13 protein-coding genes are annotated in these 16,980 nt (G+C 70.7%); 6 read left to right on the forward strand and 7 right to left on the reverse strand.

What is annotated here, in order from left to right; all coding sequences use genetic code 11:
• Positions 1 to 4 precede the first annotated feature (4 nt).
• Positions 5 to 1,135, reverse strand: a complete 1,131-nt coding sequence (locus tag HKD39_RS11240; RefSeq protein ID WP_171199941.1) for a glycosyltransferase — start codon at positions 1,133 to 1,135, stop codon at positions 5 to 7.
• Positions 1,136 to 1,217: 82 nt separating this feature from the next.
• Here HKD39_RS11240 and HKD39_RS11245 point away from each other — a divergent pair, with 82 nt between their 5' ends.
• Entirely contained in the window at positions 1,218 to 2,246 is a 1,029-nt protein-coding gene (locus tag HKD39_RS11245) for a glycosyltransferase family 2 protein (RefSeq protein ID WP_171199942.1), read from the forward strand.
• An 89-nt stretch (positions 2,247 to 2,335) separates the two neighbouring features.
• Here the strand turns inward: HKD39_RS11245 and HKD39_RS11250 are convergent, their stop codons facing one another.
• From HKD39_RS11250 to HKD39_RS11270, 5 genes are read right to left on the reverse strand one after another with little or no spacing between them, the layout of a single operon-like run.
• Positions 2,336 to 2,710 carry a hypothetical protein gene (locus tag HKD39_RS11250; RefSeq protein WP_171199943.1) on the reverse strand — a complete coding sequence of 125 codons (375 nt, stop codon included), beginning with the start codon at positions 2,708 to 2,710 and terminating at the stop codon, positions 2,336 to 2,338.
• A gap of 56 nt (positions 2,711 to 2,766) precedes the next feature.
• Positions 2,767 to 4,443: a glycosyltransferase family 2 protein gene (locus HKD39_RS11255; protein WP_171199944.1), complete on the reverse strand. Its 1,677-nt coding sequence runs from the start codon at positions 4,441 to 4,443 to the stop codon at positions 2,767 to 2,769.
• Between the two features lie 32 nt (positions 4,444 to 4,475).
• Positions 4,476 to 5,642: a class I SAM-dependent methyltransferase gene (locus HKD39_RS11260; protein ID WP_171199945.1), complete on the reverse strand. Its 1,167-nt coding sequence runs from the start codon at positions 5,640 to 5,642 to the stop codon at positions 4,476 to 4,478.
• 4 nt (positions 5,643 to 5,646) lie between these two features.
• Positions 5,647 to 7,320: a glycosyltransferase gene (locus tag HKD39_RS11265; protein WP_171199946.1), complete on the reverse strand. Its 1,674-nt coding sequence runs from the start codon at positions 7,318 to 7,320 to the stop codon at positions 5,647 to 5,649.
• Positions 7,317 to 7,784: a hypothetical protein gene (locus tag HKD39_RS11270; protein WP_171199947.1), complete on the reverse strand. Its 468-nt coding sequence runs from the start codon at positions 7,782 to 7,784 to the stop codon at positions 7,317 to 7,319. Before HKD39_RS11270 ends, HKD39_RS11265 begins: the two co-directional genes overlap by 4 nt.
• A 254-nt stretch (positions 7,785 to 8,038) precedes the next feature.
• On the opposite strand from HKD39_RS11270, the gene HKD39_RS11275 reads away from it, so the two are divergent.
• The 5 genes from HKD39_RS11275 to HKD39_RS11295 are packed head-to-tail and all read left to right on the forward strand — an operon-like array spanning position 8,039 to position 15,683.
• On the forward strand, positions 8,039 to 8,938 hold the full coding sequence (locus HKD39_RS11275; RefSeq protein ID WP_171199948.1) for an ABC transporter permease: 900 nt from the start codon (positions 8,039 to 8,041) through the stop codon (positions 8,936 to 8,938).
• Between the two features lie 14 nt (positions 8,939 to 8,952).
• The gene (locus HKD39_RS11280; RefSeq protein ID WP_171199999.1) at positions 8,953 to 10,257 is read left to right on the forward strand and encodes an ABC transporter ATP-binding protein; all 1,305 of its coding nucleotides are present in this window, start codon (positions 8,953 to 8,955) and stop codon (positions 10,255 to 10,257) included.
• A 9-nt stretch (positions 10,258 to 10,266) separates the two neighbouring features.
• Positions 10,267 to 11,679 carry a glycosyltransferase family 4 protein gene (locus HKD39_RS11285; RefSeq protein ID WP_171199949.1) on the forward strand — a complete coding sequence of 471 codons (1,413 nt, stop codon included), beginning with the start codon at positions 10,267 to 10,269 and terminating at the stop codon, positions 11,677 to 11,679.
• A 3-nt stretch (positions 11,680 to 11,682) separates the two neighbouring features.
• Positions 11,683 to 14,556 (forward strand): glycosyltransferase, encoded by a 2,874-nt coding sequence (locus HKD39_RS11290; RefSeq protein ID WP_171199950.1) that lies wholly within the window; start codon positions 11,683 to 11,685, stop codon positions 14,554 to 14,556.
• The gene (locus HKD39_RS11295) at positions 14,553 to 15,683 is read left to right on the forward strand and encodes a glycosyltransferase family 4 protein (RefSeq protein WP_171199951.1); all 1,131 of its coding nucleotides are present in this window, start codon (positions 14,553 to 14,555) and stop codon (positions 15,681 to 15,683) included. The genes HKD39_RS11290 and HKD39_RS11295 overlap by 4 nt, the downstream gene beginning before the upstream one ends.
• On the opposite strand, the gene rfbD is transcribed toward HKD39_RS11295, so the two are convergent.
• Entirely contained in the window at positions 15,680 to 16,603 is a 924-nt protein-coding gene (gene rfbD / locus HKD39_RS11300) for a dTDP-4-dehydrorhamnose reductase (RefSeq protein WP_171199952.1), read from the reverse strand. The two genes, HKD39_RS11295 and rfbD, sit on opposite strands and share 4 nt — an antisense overlap.
• Positions 16,604 to 16,980 lie beyond the last annotated feature (377 nt).

The following is a 16,980-nucleotide window of genomic DNA, read 5'->3' on the forward strand; positions in this document are numbered from 1 at the left end:
CGGTTCAGCCGGGCAGCAGGCTGCGGTGCACCGCCCAGGTGCGTTCGGCAGCCGTTGTCCAGCTGAATTCTGCGGCCCGCCGCCGGCCCGCCGCGGCGCGCTGCTGGGCGGCGTCGGCGTCGTCGAGGACGCCGGCGAGCGCCTGCGCCAGCGCGGCATGGTCACCGACCGGGACGGCAACGCCGGCGCCGGCGGCGACCTCGTTGAGCACCTCGATGTCGCTGTGCACCACCGGTTTTCCGGCGCCCATCGCCTCCAGCACCGGCAGCCCGAAGCCCTCGGCGCGGCTCGGTACGGCGACGGCGGCGGCACCGTGGACGGCCACCGCAAGGTCGGCGTCGCTCACCCTGCCGAGCACCCTGATCCGCTCCGGCGGCACCCCGGCCTGCTCGGCCAGCCGCGGGATCGACAGTTCGCCCCAGCCGGCTTGGCCGGCCAGCACCAGCACCGGCCCGGCGGCGCCGTCGCCCGGCCGGGCCAGCGGGGCCTGCGCGAATGCCCGCACCAGCACGTCAAGGCCCTTGCGCGGCTCCAGGGTGGCGACGCTGAGGACGTACCGCTCCGGCAGCCCCAGCCGGGCACGGGCGGCGTCCAGCTCGGCCGGGTCAGGCAGCGGCAGCCCGGTGTACCCGTGCGGTATCACGTGCAGCCGCTCCCCCAGGGTGAACAACTCGTCGAGCACCCCGGCCACCGCCTGGCTCGGGGCCAGAATGGCGTCGGCGTCCCGCACCAGCCGGCCGACGGCGCGGCGGTGCCAGCTGACGCCGCGCGGGGTCAGCGTCTCGGGATGAGTCCACGGCACCGCGTCGTGCACCATCGCCACCAGCGGTGCGCCGCGCCGCGCCGGCGCCAGCGGGGTGGGTGCGTGCACGCTGCCGTCCGGGCTGACCCTTGGCGGTAGTCCGCGCGACCATAGCTCGGCCAGCGCGCGCCGGTCGACCGGGAGTCGCCGCGGGCCGGCGACGCCGTCGATGCGGGCCGGTGCGGTGTCGCGGTGCCAGGCCGTCACCGCATCCAGCCGCCACCCGTCCGGCGCGGTCGCGGCCAGTGCCCGGCCGATCTCGGCGGTGTAGCGCCCGGTGCCGCCGGGAACGGGCCCCAGCAGTTGCTCGGCGATCAGGGTGAGGGTCGGCACCGGCTCAGCCAATCACAGCGCGCGGCCGGATCCGTCCCACCGGGCGGCGCACCCGCTCGCACCCGTCCGGCAGACTGGCCGGATGCACGCGGAACCTCCTGCAGCCGGCGCCGCGAGCCGGAGCGGCGGCGACGTCACCGTTGTGGTGGTGACCTACGCTGGCCGGGCCTGGCTCGAGCGGTGCCTTGATTCGCTGGCGGCGCAGCGTCTTCCGCATCGATTGTTGGTGGTGGACAACGGTTCCAGCGACGGGACCGCCGAATTGCTGCATGATCGGCTGGCACCGGAGCAGGTGTTGCGGCTGCCGGAGAACCGCGGCTTCGCCGGCGGCATGGCCGCGGCCCTGACGCAGGTGCGCACCCGTTGGACGGCGCTGTTGAACGACGACGCCGTGGCCGACCCCGACTGGTTGAGCAACCTGGTGGCCGCGGCGGAGCAGCAACCGGACACGGCGGCCTGGACCGCGGTGTTGCTGGAAACCGAACGCCCGCAACGGATTCAGAACGCCGGCGTCGGGTTGTTGCCGTCCGGCCACGGCTACGACCTCGGCGCCGGCGACGACGCTCGCAGCGACCCCGGTTCCGCGGTACCGGCGGTGGCTGCTGGCGAGGTGTTCGGGTTCTCCGGCGGTGCTGCGCTGCTGCGCACCGACGCGGTCGCAGCGGTTGGCGGTTTTCCCGCCGAGTTCTTCCTCTATTACGAAGACGTCGACACCTCGTGGCGGTTGCGGGCGGCCGGCTGGCAGATCCGGCTGGTGCCGGACGCGACCGTGCGGCACGCCCACTCCGCCACCGCCGACCAACGCTCCAGCAGCTTTCACTTCCACAACGAGCGGAACCGGTTGTGGTTCCTAATCCGCAACGCCCCCGCCGCCGTCGCGGCGCGCGGGGTGGCCCGGTTCGGGGTCACCACCGGTTCGCTGGCCGCCAAGCGGTTGCTGCGCCGCCCGGTGCCGGACGCCGCGAACTTCTCGGTCGCGCTGCGGCTGCGGGTGCTCGGTGCCACGGCGCTGGCGCTGCCGGCGCTGTGCCGGCAACGCTGGTTGCTCGGCCGGGCGGCATCGGTGCCCAGCAGGCAGCTCTGGCGGCGCTGGGCGCGCGGAAAGCGGTGACCAGCTCGCACCGGGTTTGCATCACACTTTGCGCAGTAGCACCACGATGCCCAGACCCCGGTAGCTCAGGCTGTCGGGGTCTTCGCATATCAGGACGAGATCAGCTGGTTGGCTCGTTGGCGAGAGACGCCCAGCACCCGGCCGATCTCGGTCGAGCCGAGCCCCTCATCGTGCAACGCCTTGGCTGCCAGGCGGTACTCGGCAGCCCCTTCCTCCTGAGCCGCGGCAGCCGCCTTGGCAAGCTCGCGCGACCGCTCAAGATGTCGCTCGGCATTCTCGGGTAGTTGCCACCTGACCACGGTGTCGAAGCTGTCCTGATCCGCATCAGTCATCGCTTCGATCAGATCGCGGGCCATGCCCTCGACCTCGGATGCCCAGCGGGCTTGTGTCAATCGGTTCAGCTCAGGGACGCGCACATGCCATGCCGTGCCCGCGCGTTCAGCGGTCACGGTGTAGGTCTTCATCGTGGCTGGTCCTTTCCGTCGATCACGTCCTGCGCGGACTGGCTCAGCGCACGGGCTCAGCCGGTCACGGCGGCCCTGGCCAGCTCCGGATCGTGCCGCCAGTGCGGATCGACCAGCAACTGGTGGTCCCAGCGGGCCCGCAGCGCATGCACCTCTGGCGCGGCGACGCTGCGCTCGCGGGATTTGCTCTCGAAGTGGTACAGCTCGGCGAACGGGGTCTGCACGATCCGGTAGCCGGCGCCGGTGATCTTCAGGCTCAGGTCGACATCGTTGAAGTTGACCGGCAGCTCAAGGCTCATCCCGCCGACAGCGTCGAACACCTCACGGCGGAGCAGCGCGCAGGCGGCCGTCACGCCGGAGACGTCGCGGTCGACCAACAGGTCGGCGAACGGGCCCGGCCAGTCCCTCGGCACTCCTGGTGCCACGTGGGTGACATCACCCCGCTCGTACAGGTGCCCGTGGTGCTGGACGGTGCCGTCCTCGTAGAGCAGCTTGGCGCCGACCATGCCGACGTCACCGGCTGACAGCGCCACCATGGTCTCCAGCCAGTCCGGGGTGATCACCTCGACGTCGTCGTTGAGCAGCAGCAGCTGGTCGCCTCGCGCCTGCCACACGCCGAGGTTGATCTTGGCGGAGAAGTTGAACGGACCGTCGAACGGCACGACGGTGAGCCGATCACCGGCCAGCTCGGCGACGTCGTCCAGCACCGCAGGCGGGGTGGCGGTGTCGGCCACCAGCACGATCTCATAGTTCTGATACGTGCTGCGCTCCACGATGGAGCGCACCGCATCGGTCACCAGTACCCGCTCGGCGCCGCGGACAAAACCGCGAGATCCCCTGGTAGGTATGACGATCGAGATCAGCGGCTGCTCGGCGAGGCGACGCCGCACCCGGTAGACGCCAACCTCGTGCACCTGCTCGACCTCGCCGTCGATACCGACCCGGCGCAGGTGGTCGGTGAGTGCGCGGCGAGCGGCGTCGAACACCGCGGCGTTGTCCTCGCGGTGCGACACCGAGCCGGTGTAAATCCGCCAGTGGTAAGCGATCTCGGGGATGTGCACCACCTCGCGCGCCCGTTCGGTGGCGCGCAGCGCAAGGTCGTAGTCCTGGCTGCCGTCGTACCCCGGCCGGAAGCCGCCGAGCTCGTCAAGCAACGACCGCCGGTAGCTGACCAGGTGCCCGAGATACATCTGGCCACGCAGCCGCTCGGCGGAGAAGTCCGGTTTGCGGAAGGCCGCCGTCAGCACTCCGCCGTCGTGCAGTTGGTCCTCGTCGGTGTAGAGCACATCGGCGGCCGGGTGCTGCTCCACCGCCGCCCGCACCCACTCAAGTGCTTGCGGGGCAAGCACATCGTCGTGGTCGAGCAGACAGACGAATTCACCGCGAGCCTGCGCCAACCCTGCGGCGGTGGCGGCGATGATCCCGGAGTTGCGCTCCAGCGCGTTGACCTTGATGCGCTGGTCGGCGGCGGCCGCGGCGGCGAGGTCGGCGGTGAGCCTGGCGTCGTCGGATCCGTCGTCCACCAGCAGCAGTTCCCAGCTCGGCTCGGTCTGCGCCACCACCGAATCGACCATCTCGCGCAGGTGGTCGGAGCGGGTCCGGTACACCGGCACCAGCACCGAGAACAGCGGTCCGCCGGCAGCTGCCGGGTCGGCACCGGATCTCCGCTCAGCGGATGGCTGCCCGGTATCGGCCGTCGGCGCAGCGTCCGTCGTCGGGACAGTGTCCGTCATCGGCACAGCGTCCGTCATCGGCACAGCGTCCGTCATCGGCGCAGCGCCCTGCGGGCGAGCCGGAGCGGCGCGGTCGCCAGCCGGCCGGCCCGCCAGGTGGTTGAGGTACGGGCGGCGCTGGCATCCGCCTCGGCCGCCTCGGCCCGTCCGCGCTGCACCGCCAGCTCGGCGTGCAACCGTTGCAGCTCAGCATCTTTCGAGTCGACGACGGCGCGCAACCGCACCGCCTCGGCGCCGGCGTTGCGCACCGCGGTGTCCGCCTGCACCTTCTGCTGAGCCAGTTCGGCTCTGGCACCGAGCAGCTCGTCGACCAGTGCCCAGCGGGCCTGGGTGGCCTCGGGCCCGTTGAACCTGGCCAGTTCGGCTGCGGCATCGTCCCGCTCGGTGATCAGCGCGTCGCGTTCGGCCGCGATGGTGTTGCGCTGGTGCACGACGTCGTTGTACTGCTCCTGCAGTTCGTCCCTTGCCACCATCGCGGGGGCACTGGCCTCGTCCAGCTGGCGCCGCAAATCCAGCAGCGCCTGCCGCTTCTCGTACACCTCCCTGGTGGTGGACTCGAGGACGGACTCGTAGCGGTGCGCCAGCGTCGGCAGCGTCACCTGCTGCTTGGCGAACACCACCGCCCACGGCGAGAGAAAGGTGCCGTCGATGTCGGTGCGGCGGAAAAAGCCGTTGGAGGCAAAGGCTTGTGCCCAGTCGCCGGCCTGGTGGATGTTGACGTGCGTCGGCTCCCTGAAGTCGTCAGGGGTGGTGGACAGCAGCACAACGTCGGACATCGCGCAGAGATTGTCGACGGCGCGCCTTGCGTGTTCGGGAGCCATGTGCTCCAGCACTTCGATGCAGGTGACCAGGTCGTAGCGCCGGTCGGATTCCAGTGGCCGGCTGAGATCGACGACGGCCAGCCGCTCCCGCAGGCCGGGCGGCGCGCCCTCGATCGCCTCCTGCGAGATGTCGCCGCCGTAGGCGTCGACGCCGCGTTCCAGCAGGGCCCGCACCAGAAAACCCTTGGCGCAACCGGCGTCGTAGGCCGACGCCGGCGCGAACAACTGGATGATCTGGTCGGCGATCCCGCCGAAGAAGTTCTTCCAGTGCGGTTCTTCGTAGGTGTAGGGCGGGCCCGAGTAGTCGTGGTAGTACAGCGCCGAGTAGTCGGCCGAGTCGGTGGCCGTCTCGGCCGGGCTGCTGGGGCTGGTACTCAACGGGTCAGAACTCCATCACATCGGGTCGGGGCATCACGGGCAGCCGGTCCAGCGGATTGAGCACCCTGTCGTGATGCATGATGACGCGCCAGCGCCGCTCCATCTGGGCGACTTCTTTGGGATCGATTCTGGCCTGCCGGGTTTGGGATTCGTAGTGATCGAGCACGGCGTGTGGCGTGTAGAGGATGCGGAACCCGGCGTCGACGATCTTCAAGCAGAGGTCGACGTCGTTGAAGTTCAGCGGGAACAGCTCGGAAAGACCGCCGAGCTCGAGGTAGTCCGCCCTGCGCATCAGCAGGCAGGCGCCGGTGACGCCCATCCGCTCGCCGGTCAGCTGCGCCAGCCCTGCCATGTCGATGGTGTCGCCGGGGGCGTTGAACAGCAGGTGCCCGGCCGAACCGCCGTTGTAGACGTGGCCGGCATGCTGCAGCGAACCGTCGGCGAACAGCAGCTTGGGCCCGACGGCTCCGACCTCGGGATCGTCCAGCAGCGACACCATCTCGTGCAGCCAGTCCGGTGTCACCACCCGCATGTCGTCGTTCAGCAGACACAGGTAGTCGCCGGTGGCCTCGATCGCGCCGATGTTGCACTTGCGGGAGTAGTGGAACTCCCCGTGGAACGGGACCAGCACCACCTCGCCGTCGGTCAGCTCGCGCAGCTGTTGCAGCACCTCGGCCGGGGTCTCGTCGTCGTAGACGATCACCAGCTCAAGGTTGGGGTACCTGTCGTCGGTCCACATCGACTCGACCAGCTCGACCACATGGCAGCGGCGCAGCCCGTAGATCACCGAGCTGCCGCCCCGGGTGGGGATCACCACACTGACCCTCGGGGTCTGCGTCAACCGCCGGTGCAGCCGCTGACCGAGCTCACGGCCGCGGACGGTGACCGGTGACACCTGCGTCACCGCAATGCCGGTGGCGTCGCAGTGCCTGGCCAGCACCCGGCACCGGTCTTCCGGGGTGCCGTCCAGCCACGGCGCCGGCTGCGGCTCGGCTTCGGCGGCCCGCAGGTAGTAGGGCCCGGTGATGTGCACGGCGGGGCCGAGTTCGTCGGCAACGCGCAGCACCAGGTCGTACCACTGGGCGCTGGCGCCGGCCGCGCTGAGGCCACCCAGCCGGCGGACGACGGCCGTGGGCAGGATGGCGGTGCGCACCAGGTAGGGCTGTGAGCGCAGCAGCTCGGGGCAGAAGTCCGGTTTGAACCAGCGCAACATGCCGGTGCCGTCGGCGTAGGGCAGGCCCTCGTCGGTGTAGCCCCAGCTCTCGGCGTCCAGTTCGCGCACCCGGCCGACCAGCCCCGGATCCAGGAAGTCGCCGGCGTCCAGCCGCAGCAGGAAGTCGGCATGCGCCACGTCCAGCGCAGCCATCGCGGCCTGCGCCCGCGACAGCGTGCTGCCGTCGATCACCTCGATGCGTGGCTCGGTCGCCGTGGCCGCGGCCACCTCGTCGAACAGCGCACGGTCGCCGACGGTGACGATCAACCATTGCCAGCTCGGGTCGCCCTGGGCGAGCAGCGCCTGCCTGGTGTGCTCCAGGTCGGCGGTTCCGTCCAGCACGGTGATGGCGGCCAGCAGTGCCGGCGGCCGCGCCGCGGTGTCGGCAGCCGCGGCGTCGGCAGCCGCGGTGTCGGCAGCCGCGGCCGGCTCGGCGGGAGACCCCGCCGCCACCTCGGCTGTCATCGCAGGGCCCGGCGCGCGACACCGGCGGCCCGGCGGGCCAGCGAGGCACCGGCACCGTGACCGGCCGCCCTGAGCCGGTCGCACTCGGCCTGCAGCTCATCGACCCGGCCCTGCAGGCCGGCCGCATGCAGCCGGAGCCTGGCAATGTCGGACTCGAGGGCGGCCCGCACCTCACGCACCTCGGCGCGGGCGTCACCGGCCTCCGCCTCAAGGCCGCGCAGCAGGTCTCGGAAGTACAGCGCCAGCTGCGGAGGCAGCGCGGCCAGCTGCTGGTCAAGGGTGTGATCGGGGGCCGAACGCTCGGTGTCCTCCGCCTCCGGTGTCGACGAGCTGTGGTCGCCGGAATGATGCGGCGGCAACAGGTCAGCTGCCCCGTTGGTCGGCACTGCCGCGCCGGATGCGCCGTCGGTGGCAGCATCAGCGGAGTGGACGGAACTGCCGGAAACAGCCGGCATGGTGGGCATATCGCTCCTCGAGTCGCGCGTGAGTCGGGAATGAATCGGGACGGAGCATCGGCGGGACCGGCCGGACGAGTCTCAACGACCCGCGCGGGCAGCATCCTCACGAGTATCGCGGTGTCGAGCGAACATCATAAGGCGGCTGGGGATGCGGTGGTGGCCGTAGCCGTGCCGCCGGCCGCACCGACCGGACTCGCCCATGCCGATCGACACGTATTCTGTCGCCTGGCAACTGCCTCCTGAGAAGGGTTCACCCGCTGTTGACAACCACAACGAATTCGCCGGGCGCCGGGGACACCACATCCGGCCCGCGGGCACCTCGGCTCGGCGTCGCCGATTCCCGGTCGCGATCGATCGAGCTGCTGGGCAGCCTGACCATGCGGGAGATCCGCGGCCAGTACAAGCGGACAACGCTCGGCCGGCTGTGGTCGTTCATCAATCCGCTGGCCACCATCGGCATCTTCACCGCGGTGTTCTCCACCATCATGAAGATCACTCCGCCGGTCGGCACCAACTCGGGGATTCACGCCTTCGCCCTGTTTCTCGGTGCTGCGCTGTTGCCCTGGAACTTCATCAACAACGCGGTGATGGGCGGCATGAACGCCCTGGTCGGCAACGCCGGACTGCTGCAGAAGGTGTATTTCCCGCGGTGGATTCCGGTGATCGCGACGGTGTTGTCGCTGGCCGTCACACTCTGCTTCGAGTTGCTGGTGCTGGTACTGATCGTTGCCATTGTCGGCGGGCCTTCGGTACTGCTGTACCTGCCGGGGTTGATTCCGTTGATCCTGCTGACAACGGTGTTCGTGTCCGGCATCGCGTTGACGTTGTCGGTGCTGCTTGTCTATTTCCGTGACACGCAGCACTTCATGGCGCTGCTGATGCAGGTGTGGTTCTACCTGACGCCGATCGTCTATCCGATCAGCCTGGTCGCCGAGCAGGAGCAGCGGCTGGCCGACGGCGGCCATTCGGTGCCGCTGGAGACGCTGTGGAAGCTGAACCCGGCGTTCCGGATCACCGACGCCTTCCGCGAGGTGCTGTACGACTTCAGCTGGCCGTCGTGGGGCAATCTGCTCGGTATCGCGTTGTGGGCCGCGGCCAGCCTGCTGATGGGAGTGTTGGTGTTCCGGACGTTCTCCGGACGGGTGGTGGAGGAACTGTGAGCGTGCTGGACCTGATGGGCAGCCGGCGCCCCGCCTCCGGCCACACCGCGGTCGAGGTGGAGAACGTCTCCAAGTCGTTCCGGGTCTATGCCGAGCGCAACCAGTCTCTCAAGGCTGCGGTGTTGCGCCGCAAGCGCGGCAGCTTCGAGGAGTTCTGGGCGCTGCGCGATGTTTCCCTGCAAATCCCTGAGGGCCGGACGTTCGGTTTGATGGGCCACAACGGCTCGGGCAAGTCGACACTGTTGAAATGCATCGCGCGGATTCTCGAGCCGAACAGCGGCAGTATCCGCACCCGCGGCAGTGTCGCGGCCATGCTGGAGCTGGGTTCGGGCTTCCACCCCGACCTCACCGGGCGCGAGAACATCTACCTGAACGGCTCGATCCTCGGCATGAGCCGCAAGGAGATCGACAGAAAGCTGGACGAGATCATTGATTTCGCCGGCGTCGGCGAGTTCATCGACCAGCCGGTGAAGAACTATTCATCCGGAATGTATGTGCGTTTGGGTTTCTCGGTGTCGATCCACGTCGATCCGGACATCCTGCTGGTCGACGAGATCCTGGCGGTCGGCGACATGCAGTTCCAGGAGCGCTGCCGGGAGAAGTTCGCGCAGTTCAAGGACGACGGCAAGACCGTCGTTGTGGTCAGTCACGGCGTCGAAGAGATGCGGACCTTCTGCGACGAGGCGGCCTGGCTCGATCACGGCAAGCTGGTCGAGGTGGGCCCGGCCGCGGCCATCGTCGACCGGTACATCGAGGCCGGCCACAACGCCAGGGCGGTGGAGACCGGCGGGACCAGGCACGGATCCGGCGAGATCCTGGTGGAACGCGTCGAGTTGCTGGACGCGGCGGGCACCGACGAGCGCACCTTCCGCACCGGCGACGAGCTCACCATCCGGCTGCACTACCGCGCGGAGAAGCCGGTGGACCGCCCGGTGTTCGCGGTGTCGGTGAACTCGATCGAGGGCGTGCACGTGTGGTCGCACCACACCTGGGACGCCGAGTACATCCCGGCCCAACTGCGCGGTTCCGGCTCGGTCGACGTGCGCATCCCGGCGCTGCGGCTGCAGCCGGGCACCTTCGATCTCAACACCTCCGTCGTCGACGACGAGCTGTCGCACTCGTTCGACCAGTGGGTCAAGGCGGTCCGCTTCGCGGTGGTGCCGGGCAGCCCACGGGAATCCGGCGGGCTGGTGGTGATGGGCAGCACCTGGGGCAACCTGCAGCCGCCGTCGCCGCTGGCGATCTCCGGCGCCTCAGCGCAAGCCGCCGAGGCCCGCGAGGACGCCGACCTCGCCTCCCGAGCCTCCGGAACCCCGTAGGCCACCGGGATGCAGGCCACCACCACGAAGCCCCAGCGCATCTTGGTCGTCACCGACGACGCGGTCGGCAGCACCATGGCCGGCCCGGCGATCAGGGCGTGGAACATCGCCAAGGTGCTGGCCGACGCCGGGCACGACGTGCGGCTGGCGTCCACGCTGCGGGCCGAGGGGTCGTCCCCCGATTTCGCGATCTGCGACGGCTCGCCGGAGTTCTTGCCCGGCCTTGCCCGCGGCATGGACGTGATCGTGACGCAGGGCTTCACCCTGAAGTACCGGCCGTGGCTGGCCGACATGGGCGCCAAGATGGTGGTCGATCTGTACGACCCGATCCATCTGGAAACCCTTGAGGGCGAGGGCGACGACGGCGTCGACATCCACCAGAGCCGGGTGGACAACTGCCTCGACGCGCTGCAGGTGCAGATGCTGGCCGGCGACTTCTTCCTGTGCGCCTCACCGGCGCAGCGGCAGCTGTGGCTCGGCCACCTGTCGGCGCTCGGCCGGATCAACGTGCGCACCTACGCGCAGGACTCGTCGCTGGAGAAGCTGATCGCGATCGCCCCTTTCGGGATCTCCGAGACGCCGCCGCAGCCGCTGTTGCCGGACGGCCGGCACGCCATCAAGGGCACCGTTGCCGGCATCGAGCCGGACGACACGCTGCTGCTGTGGGCCGGCGGGGTCTACAACTGGTTCGACCCGGTGACGCTGGTGCGCGCGGTCGCCGCGCTGGCTCCCGAGCATCCGCGGCTGAAGCTGATGTTCATGGGCACCAAACATCCGTCTCTCGACGACCTTTCGACCACGGTGCTGCGGCAGGCGGTCGCCACCGCCGAGCAGCTCGGTCTGTTGGCCAGCCGGGTGTTCTTCCGTGAGGGTTGGGTGCCGTACGAGCAGCGCGGTGCGTACCTGTCGGACGCCGACATCGGTGTCTCCACGCACTTTCTGCACGCCGAGACAGCGTTCTCGTTCCGCACCAGGATGCTCGACTACCTGTGGGCGGGGCTGCCGATGGTCGGTACCGAGGGTGACGAGTTCGCCAGGCTGATCGCGGCGGATGGGCTCGGCGCGGTGGTGCCGGCCACCGACGTGCCGGCGTTGACCGCGGCGCTGCGGCGACTGCTCGACGATCCGGCCGCGCTGGCCGCCGCGGCCGAGCAGGTGCGCCGGTTGGCGCCGGACTACTACTGGCGCAAGGCATTGGCGCCGCTGGTGGAGTACTGCGCCGATCCGTACTTCGCCGCCGACCGCGGGCACCCCAGCGGCGTGATGGGCACCGCCCAGCGGCTGGGCGCCGGTATCGACAAGCGCACCGCACATCTGCAGGAGTACCTGCGGGTGAACGGTGCGGGGATGCTGCTGCGGCGGGCGCCAAGGCTGGCGGCGCGCCGGGTGGCGGCCATCGGTCGCCGGCTGGGCGGGAGCTGACCGGTGCGGATCGCGGTTGTCGCCTCGCACTATCCGCCGAACTTCACCTCGGGCGGAACGCTGATACCGCAACGCATTGCGGCTGAGCTCGCGGCCCGTGGCGACGAGGTTTTCGTCTTCGCCGGCGCACTGGACGTTGACCGCCCTGACCTGACGCAGTGGGTGGACGCCGCCGCGGACAACGACGGCGTCGAGGTGACCTGGACCGTCATCAACTCGATGATCGACTGGGACAGCGAGGACAACTACCGCAACCCGCGGGTGGACGCCGCGTTCGCGGATTTCCTGGCGAGGGTGCGCCCGGATGTGGTGCACCTGCACGGGTTGCAGGGTTTCGGCGCCGGACCGGTGTCGCTGGCCAAGGCCGCCGGCGCCGCGGTGGTGGTCACCATGCACGACATGTGGTGGTTCTGCGCCAGGCAGTTCCTGGTGCAGAAGGACATGAAGCCGTGCTGCCCCGTGGTGAACTGCGGGGTGTGCCCGTGCGAGCGGGACAACCAGTGGCTGAACCACCGCAATCGCCGGTTGGCCGCGCAGCTGGGCAACGCCGACCTGGTGCTGGCGCCGTCGTCGACGATGCTGGAGTTGTTGCGCGCCAACGGTGTTGACGACCGCGTGCTCAAACTTGATGAAAACGCAGCGAACCCAGCGGATACCGCAAACGCTGCGAATGCGGTGAACGCTGCGGGCCCGGCGACCGGTGCTCACCGGGTGCACCCGGCACTCCCCGCGGCACCGAGCGGCGTTGAACCCGGCGCGGTGACGTCGGGTGATCCGGCCGCATTGGTCGCGCCCACCCTCGCCGCACGCAGCGGCGACCCGGAACGGCGCCGGGTGCGGTTCGTGTACGCCGGCGGATGGCACCCCCTCAAGGGTTCGGCCGTGACGCTGACGGCTGCCAGGTTGCTCGCCGGGGTGCCCGGCTGGGAGCTGGATCTGTACGGCTGGCAGCCCACCCCGGACGACGGGCCGTTGCCGGCCCAGGTGCAGAGCAAACCCGCCTACCCTGCCGGTCAGGTGCGGCAGGTGCTGAGCCAGTACGACGTGCTGCTGATGCCGAGCGTCGCCACCGAGTCGTACTCGCTGATCACCAGGGAGGCCCTCGATGCCGGTATCCCGGTGATCTCCGGCGACAACCCGGGCCCCACCGAGGTGGTGCACGACGGCAGCAACGGTCTGGTGGTGCCGCGCGGTGACGCGGCCGCGCTGGCCGCGGCGATGCGCACCCTGATCTCCGACCGGGAGTTGCTCACTCGGCTCACCCCGGCGCCCGGCCAGGTGGAACTGCGCAGCCTCACCGAGCAGGTGGACGAGTTGCAGCGGCAGTACCGCCGGCTCACCGGCCGCCCGGCGGACCGGGCCGCTGAAACCAACATCGAAAACACCGCTGGGGGCCCGGAGAACCCCGCCGCCGCAACGGTTTCGCCAGCGCACGGCGCAGCGCAGCTGCCGTCGGCCGGCGATCCCATCGACCTCACGCTGGCCGGGCCGAGCACGGTCGGCGAGGTGCTGCTGGTGACCGGGATCGACCGGGCACCGTTGCGCTACCGGGGCCGGTTGCCGCAGGAAGCACTGGCCGATCTCGGCGTGCGAATGCACGTGCGGCACTACCGCGACGCCAGCGTCCCGGAGCTGGCACGCCGGGTCGATGCCGTTGTGCTGTACCGGGTTCCGGCCACCGACCAGCTGCTGGACGTGGTCAGCACGGTGCGCGCCCGGCCGGAACCGGTTCCGGTGCTGTTCGACGTCGACGACCTGGTCTTCGACCCGTCCGAGGCGGTCAGGGCCGAGCTGGCTGACCGGCTGGCGCATCTGCCGCAGGCCGACCGCGACCTGTACTGGCGGGGCGTGCAGCGCTACCGCACCACGCTGGAACTCGCCGACGGCTACATCGGCTCAACGCCGGCGCTGTGCCGCGCGGTGGACGAGCTCACCGGCATGCCCAGCTATCTGTTCCCGAACGGCGTCGGCAAGCAGCTGGCCAGGGCCAGCGACCGGGCACTGCGGGCCGGGCGGGTCGACGGCCCGCCCACCATCGGCTATCTGTCCGGCACCAGCACCCACAACGAGGACTGGGCCTTCATCGAGCCGGCGGTCCTTGCGGTGCTGCGCCGAAACCCGAAAGCGCGCTTGGTGATCGGCGGGTTGCTGGAGCCGTCACCGGCGTTGGCCGAGGTGGCGGACCGGATCGTTCGGCTGCCGCTGCTGGACTGGCGCGCGCTGCCCGCCGTGCTGCGTGACCTGACGGTGAACCTGGCTCCGCTGGCCCCGGCCGACACCGCAGGGTCGGACCGGTTCAACCAGGCCAAGAGCGCCATCAAGTACCTGGAGGCGGCGCTGGTGCAGACGCCGACGGTGGCCAGCCCCACCGAACCGTTCCGAGCCGACATCGACAGCGGCCGCAACGGTCTGCTCGCGCAGAGCCCGGCCGAGTGGGAAGCGGCCATCGAGCAACTGGTCGCCGATCCGGCAGCGGCGCTACGGATGGGGGTGGCCGCGCAGCATCAGGTCTTGCTGACCTATCCCCCGGCCGTGCAGGGCCGCCGGTACCTGCAGATCCTGCAACAGGCCCGCAAAACCGTTGCGCTGCACGGGCATCGCCAGATCCTCACGGACTGGCAACCGGTGACAGACTCCGAGGTGTACGCCGCGGTGGCGGCGGAGCCCTACGACGACGATCCGGAACCGGTCGGCGGGGTGGCGCTGGGCCGCCGGCTCCGGGACTACCGCGTCAACGCGGTGTCCCACCTGCGCAGCGAGGGTCTCGGTCCGACGCTGCGGAAGGCCGCCAGCGTCGGCCGGCGGATCACCGTCAACACGGCACGGCGAGCGCCCGATGCCGTGCTGCGCCGGGTGCGGCGAGGCAACGGCGGATGAGCTCACCGGTCGAGCCCGCCGAGCTGTCGGTGCGGCTGGACGCCACCCCACTGCTCGGGCAGCGCACCGGGATCGGCCGGTACACCGAGCAGCTGATCGCCGGCCTGGCGGCGCTGGCGCCGCGGGAACGGCTGCGGGTCGGCGCCACCGCGTTCACCCTGCGCGGTGCCGGCCAGCTTGCCGCCGCGCTCCCACCGGGGGTGTCGGCGCGTTCGCTGCCGGTACCGGCGCGGGGGCTGCGCACCGCATGGACGTACACCAACCTGCCGCCGGTGTCACTGTTGGCCGGCCGCTCGGAGGTGTTCCACGGCACCAACTTTGTGCTTCCGCCGACCGGCCGGTCCGCCGGTGTGGTGACCATCCACGACCTGGCCTATCTGGTGCTGCCCGACACGGTGGACGCCACCAGCAGGGCGCTGCGCGAGCTGGTGCCGATCTCGCTGCGCCGGGCCGCGATGGTGGTGGTGCCGTCGCTGGCCACCGCCGCTGCCGTGCAGGACGCCTACCGGGTGCCGGACGACAAGCTGGCGGTCACCCCGCTGGGGGTGGACGGGCGCTGGCTCGCCGCGACCCCGGCGGCAGCCGGTGAGCTGCGCCGCTGGGGGCTGCCCGAGCGGTTCGTACTGTTCGTCGGTACCCGCGAGCCACGCAAGGATCTGCGCACCCTGCTGGCCGCGCACGCCGCCGCCGAACACGCCGATCCGGACACCCCGCCGCTGGTGTTGATCGGGCAGGACGGGTGGGGCGACGAGCTGCGGCCGGCGTCGTCGGTGCTGCTGGCCGGCTATCAGCCGCAGGCGCGGTTGCCCGGCATCGTCGCGGCGGCCCAGGCGCTGGTGATGCCCAGCCGTTACGAGGGTTTCGGCATTCCGGCGATCGAGGCGCTGGCCACCGGCACCAGGACCGTGGTGTCGGACCTTCCGGTGCTGGCCGAGGTGACCGGCGGGCATGCCGACGTCTTCGGCGTTGGTGACGCCGACGCCCTGGCCGAGCTGTTGATCACCACCAAAGACCAAGCGCCGCAACAGGTTCGAGACGCTCGACGCGAGTGGGCGGCGCGTTGGCGCTGGGAGATGACCGCCAGCAGCACGCTGGCCGCGTACCGACGGGCGGCCGGCCGGGACTAACCCTGGGGACGGTAGGCGGCACCGTCCTGAGCGAATGCCTCGGCCAGTGCCGGGCGCCAGTCGCGCAGCGGGGTGAGCCCGGCGGCGGCCCAGGCGTCCGGAGAGAGCACCGAGTAGGCCGGCCGCGCGGCCGGGGTCGGGTAGTCGGCCGTGCTGATCGGTTTGACCCGTTCCGGGTCGGCGCCGACCTCGGTGAAGATCGCCTGCGCGAAGCCGTGCCAGCTGGTCTGCCCGCCGCCGGTGGCATGCAGGATGCCGCCGGGCACCGTCCCGGCGGCGTCGGCCGTTGCGAGTTCCAGCAGGCCGGTGGCCAGGTCGACGGTCCAGGTCGGCGAGCCGATCTGGTCGGCCACCACGGTGATTTCGGGATGGCTGCCGGACAGCCGCACCATGGTTTTGACGAAGTTCTTGCCACCGGCGCCGTACACCCAGGCGGTGCGCACCACGTGGGCGTCGGGGTCGGCGGCCAGCACGGCCTGCTCGCCGGCCAGCTTGGAGGCGCCGTACACACCCTTCGGCCCGGTGGCGTCGGCGGGGGTGTACGGGGTGTCGGCGTCGCCGGGGAACACGTAGTCGGTGGAGACGTGGATCAGCCCGAGCCCGTTGGCGGCGGCGGCACCCGCCAGATTCTCCGGGCCGGTGCGGTTGACGGCGTAGGCCCGCTCCGAGTCGGTCTCGGCGGCATCGACGGCGGTGTAGGCGGCACAGTTGACGATCACGCCGCGGGCCCCGGCAGCGGCGGCAGCGGCCGCGAGCTCTGCGGCAGCCGCGTCCACCGCGGCAGCATCGGTGATGTCCAGCTCGGCCGACGTCCTGCCGGTGACGGGAACGTCGGCCGCCTCAGCCAGCCGCACCAGGTCGACGCCGAGTTGCCCGGCCGCTCCGGTGACCAGCAGCTGCAGCGCAGGTGATTCGCTCATGAGCGTCGATTCTGCTGCATGACCGCGAGCCGCTGACAGCCGCCCGCTCCGCCGACTGGTCACCGCCGCCCGCTCCGCCGACTGCACACAGCCGCCAACTCACCCGCGCCGCCGCCCGCCGGCCGCGCCGACACGGCGGGCGACGAACTGCCGTGCTGGTGCCGGACCCGCGGATATTCTGGCCCCGCGCCACCGGCCGGGCAGCGCGGCATCGACCTGTGGCATTGCCGACAGCAACCCCTGCGCCGACGCGGGCGTCTGACGGTGTGCCCGGTAGGTGTGCCGGGTCGGTGTGCATCGTCGGTGGGCCCGGCACTCACCCGGCGCACATGGCTGGGCGGTACAACCAACGCGGCACCACCAACCGCGGCACCACC

Origin of the sequence: Nakamurella aerolata (assembly GCF_013002705.1) — a bacterium.
GTDB lineage: Bacteria > Actinomycetota > Actinomycetes > Mycobacteriales > Nakamurellaceae > Nakamurella > Nakamurella aerolata.

Excerpts from the sequence above, each read along its gene's own strand:
- rfbD (WP_171199952.1), bottom strand. The coding sequence starts at position 16,603 with ATGAGCGAATCACCTGCGCTGCAGCTGCTGGTCACCGGAGCGGCCGGG.
- HKD39_RS11245 (WP_171199942.1), top strand. The coding sequence starts at position 1,218 with ATGCACGCGGAACCTCCTGCAGCCGGCGCCGCGAGCCGGAGCGGCGGC.
- HKD39_RS11255 (WP_171199944.1), bottom strand. The coding sequence starts at position 4,443 with ATGACGGACACTGTCCCGACGACGGACGCTGCGCCGACGGCCGATACC.
- HKD39_RS11270 (WP_171199947.1), bottom strand. The coding sequence starts at position 7,784 with ATGCCCACCATGCCGGCTGTTTCCGGCAGTTCCGTCCACTCCGCTGAT.
- HKD39_RS11250 (WP_171199943.1), bottom strand. The coding sequence starts at position 2,710 with ATGAAGACCTACACCGTGACCGCTGAACGCGCGGGCACGGCATGGCAT.
- HKD39_RS11295 (WP_171199951.1), top strand. The coding sequence starts at position 14,553 with ATGAGCTCACCGGTCGAGCCCGCCGAGCTGTCGGTGCGGCTGGACGCC.
- HKD39_RS11280 (WP_171199999.1), top strand. The coding sequence starts at position 8,953 with ATGGGCAGCCGGCGCCCCGCCTCCGGCCACACCGCGGTCGAGGTGGAG.
- HKD39_RS11265 (WP_171199946.1), bottom strand. The coding sequence starts at position 7,320 with ATGACAGCCGAGGTGGCGGCGGGGTCTCCCGCCGAGCCGGCCGCGGCT.
- HKD39_RS11285 (WP_171199949.1), top strand. The coding sequence starts at position 10,267 with ATGCAGGCCACCACCACGAAGCCCCAGCGCATCTTGGTCGTCACCGAC.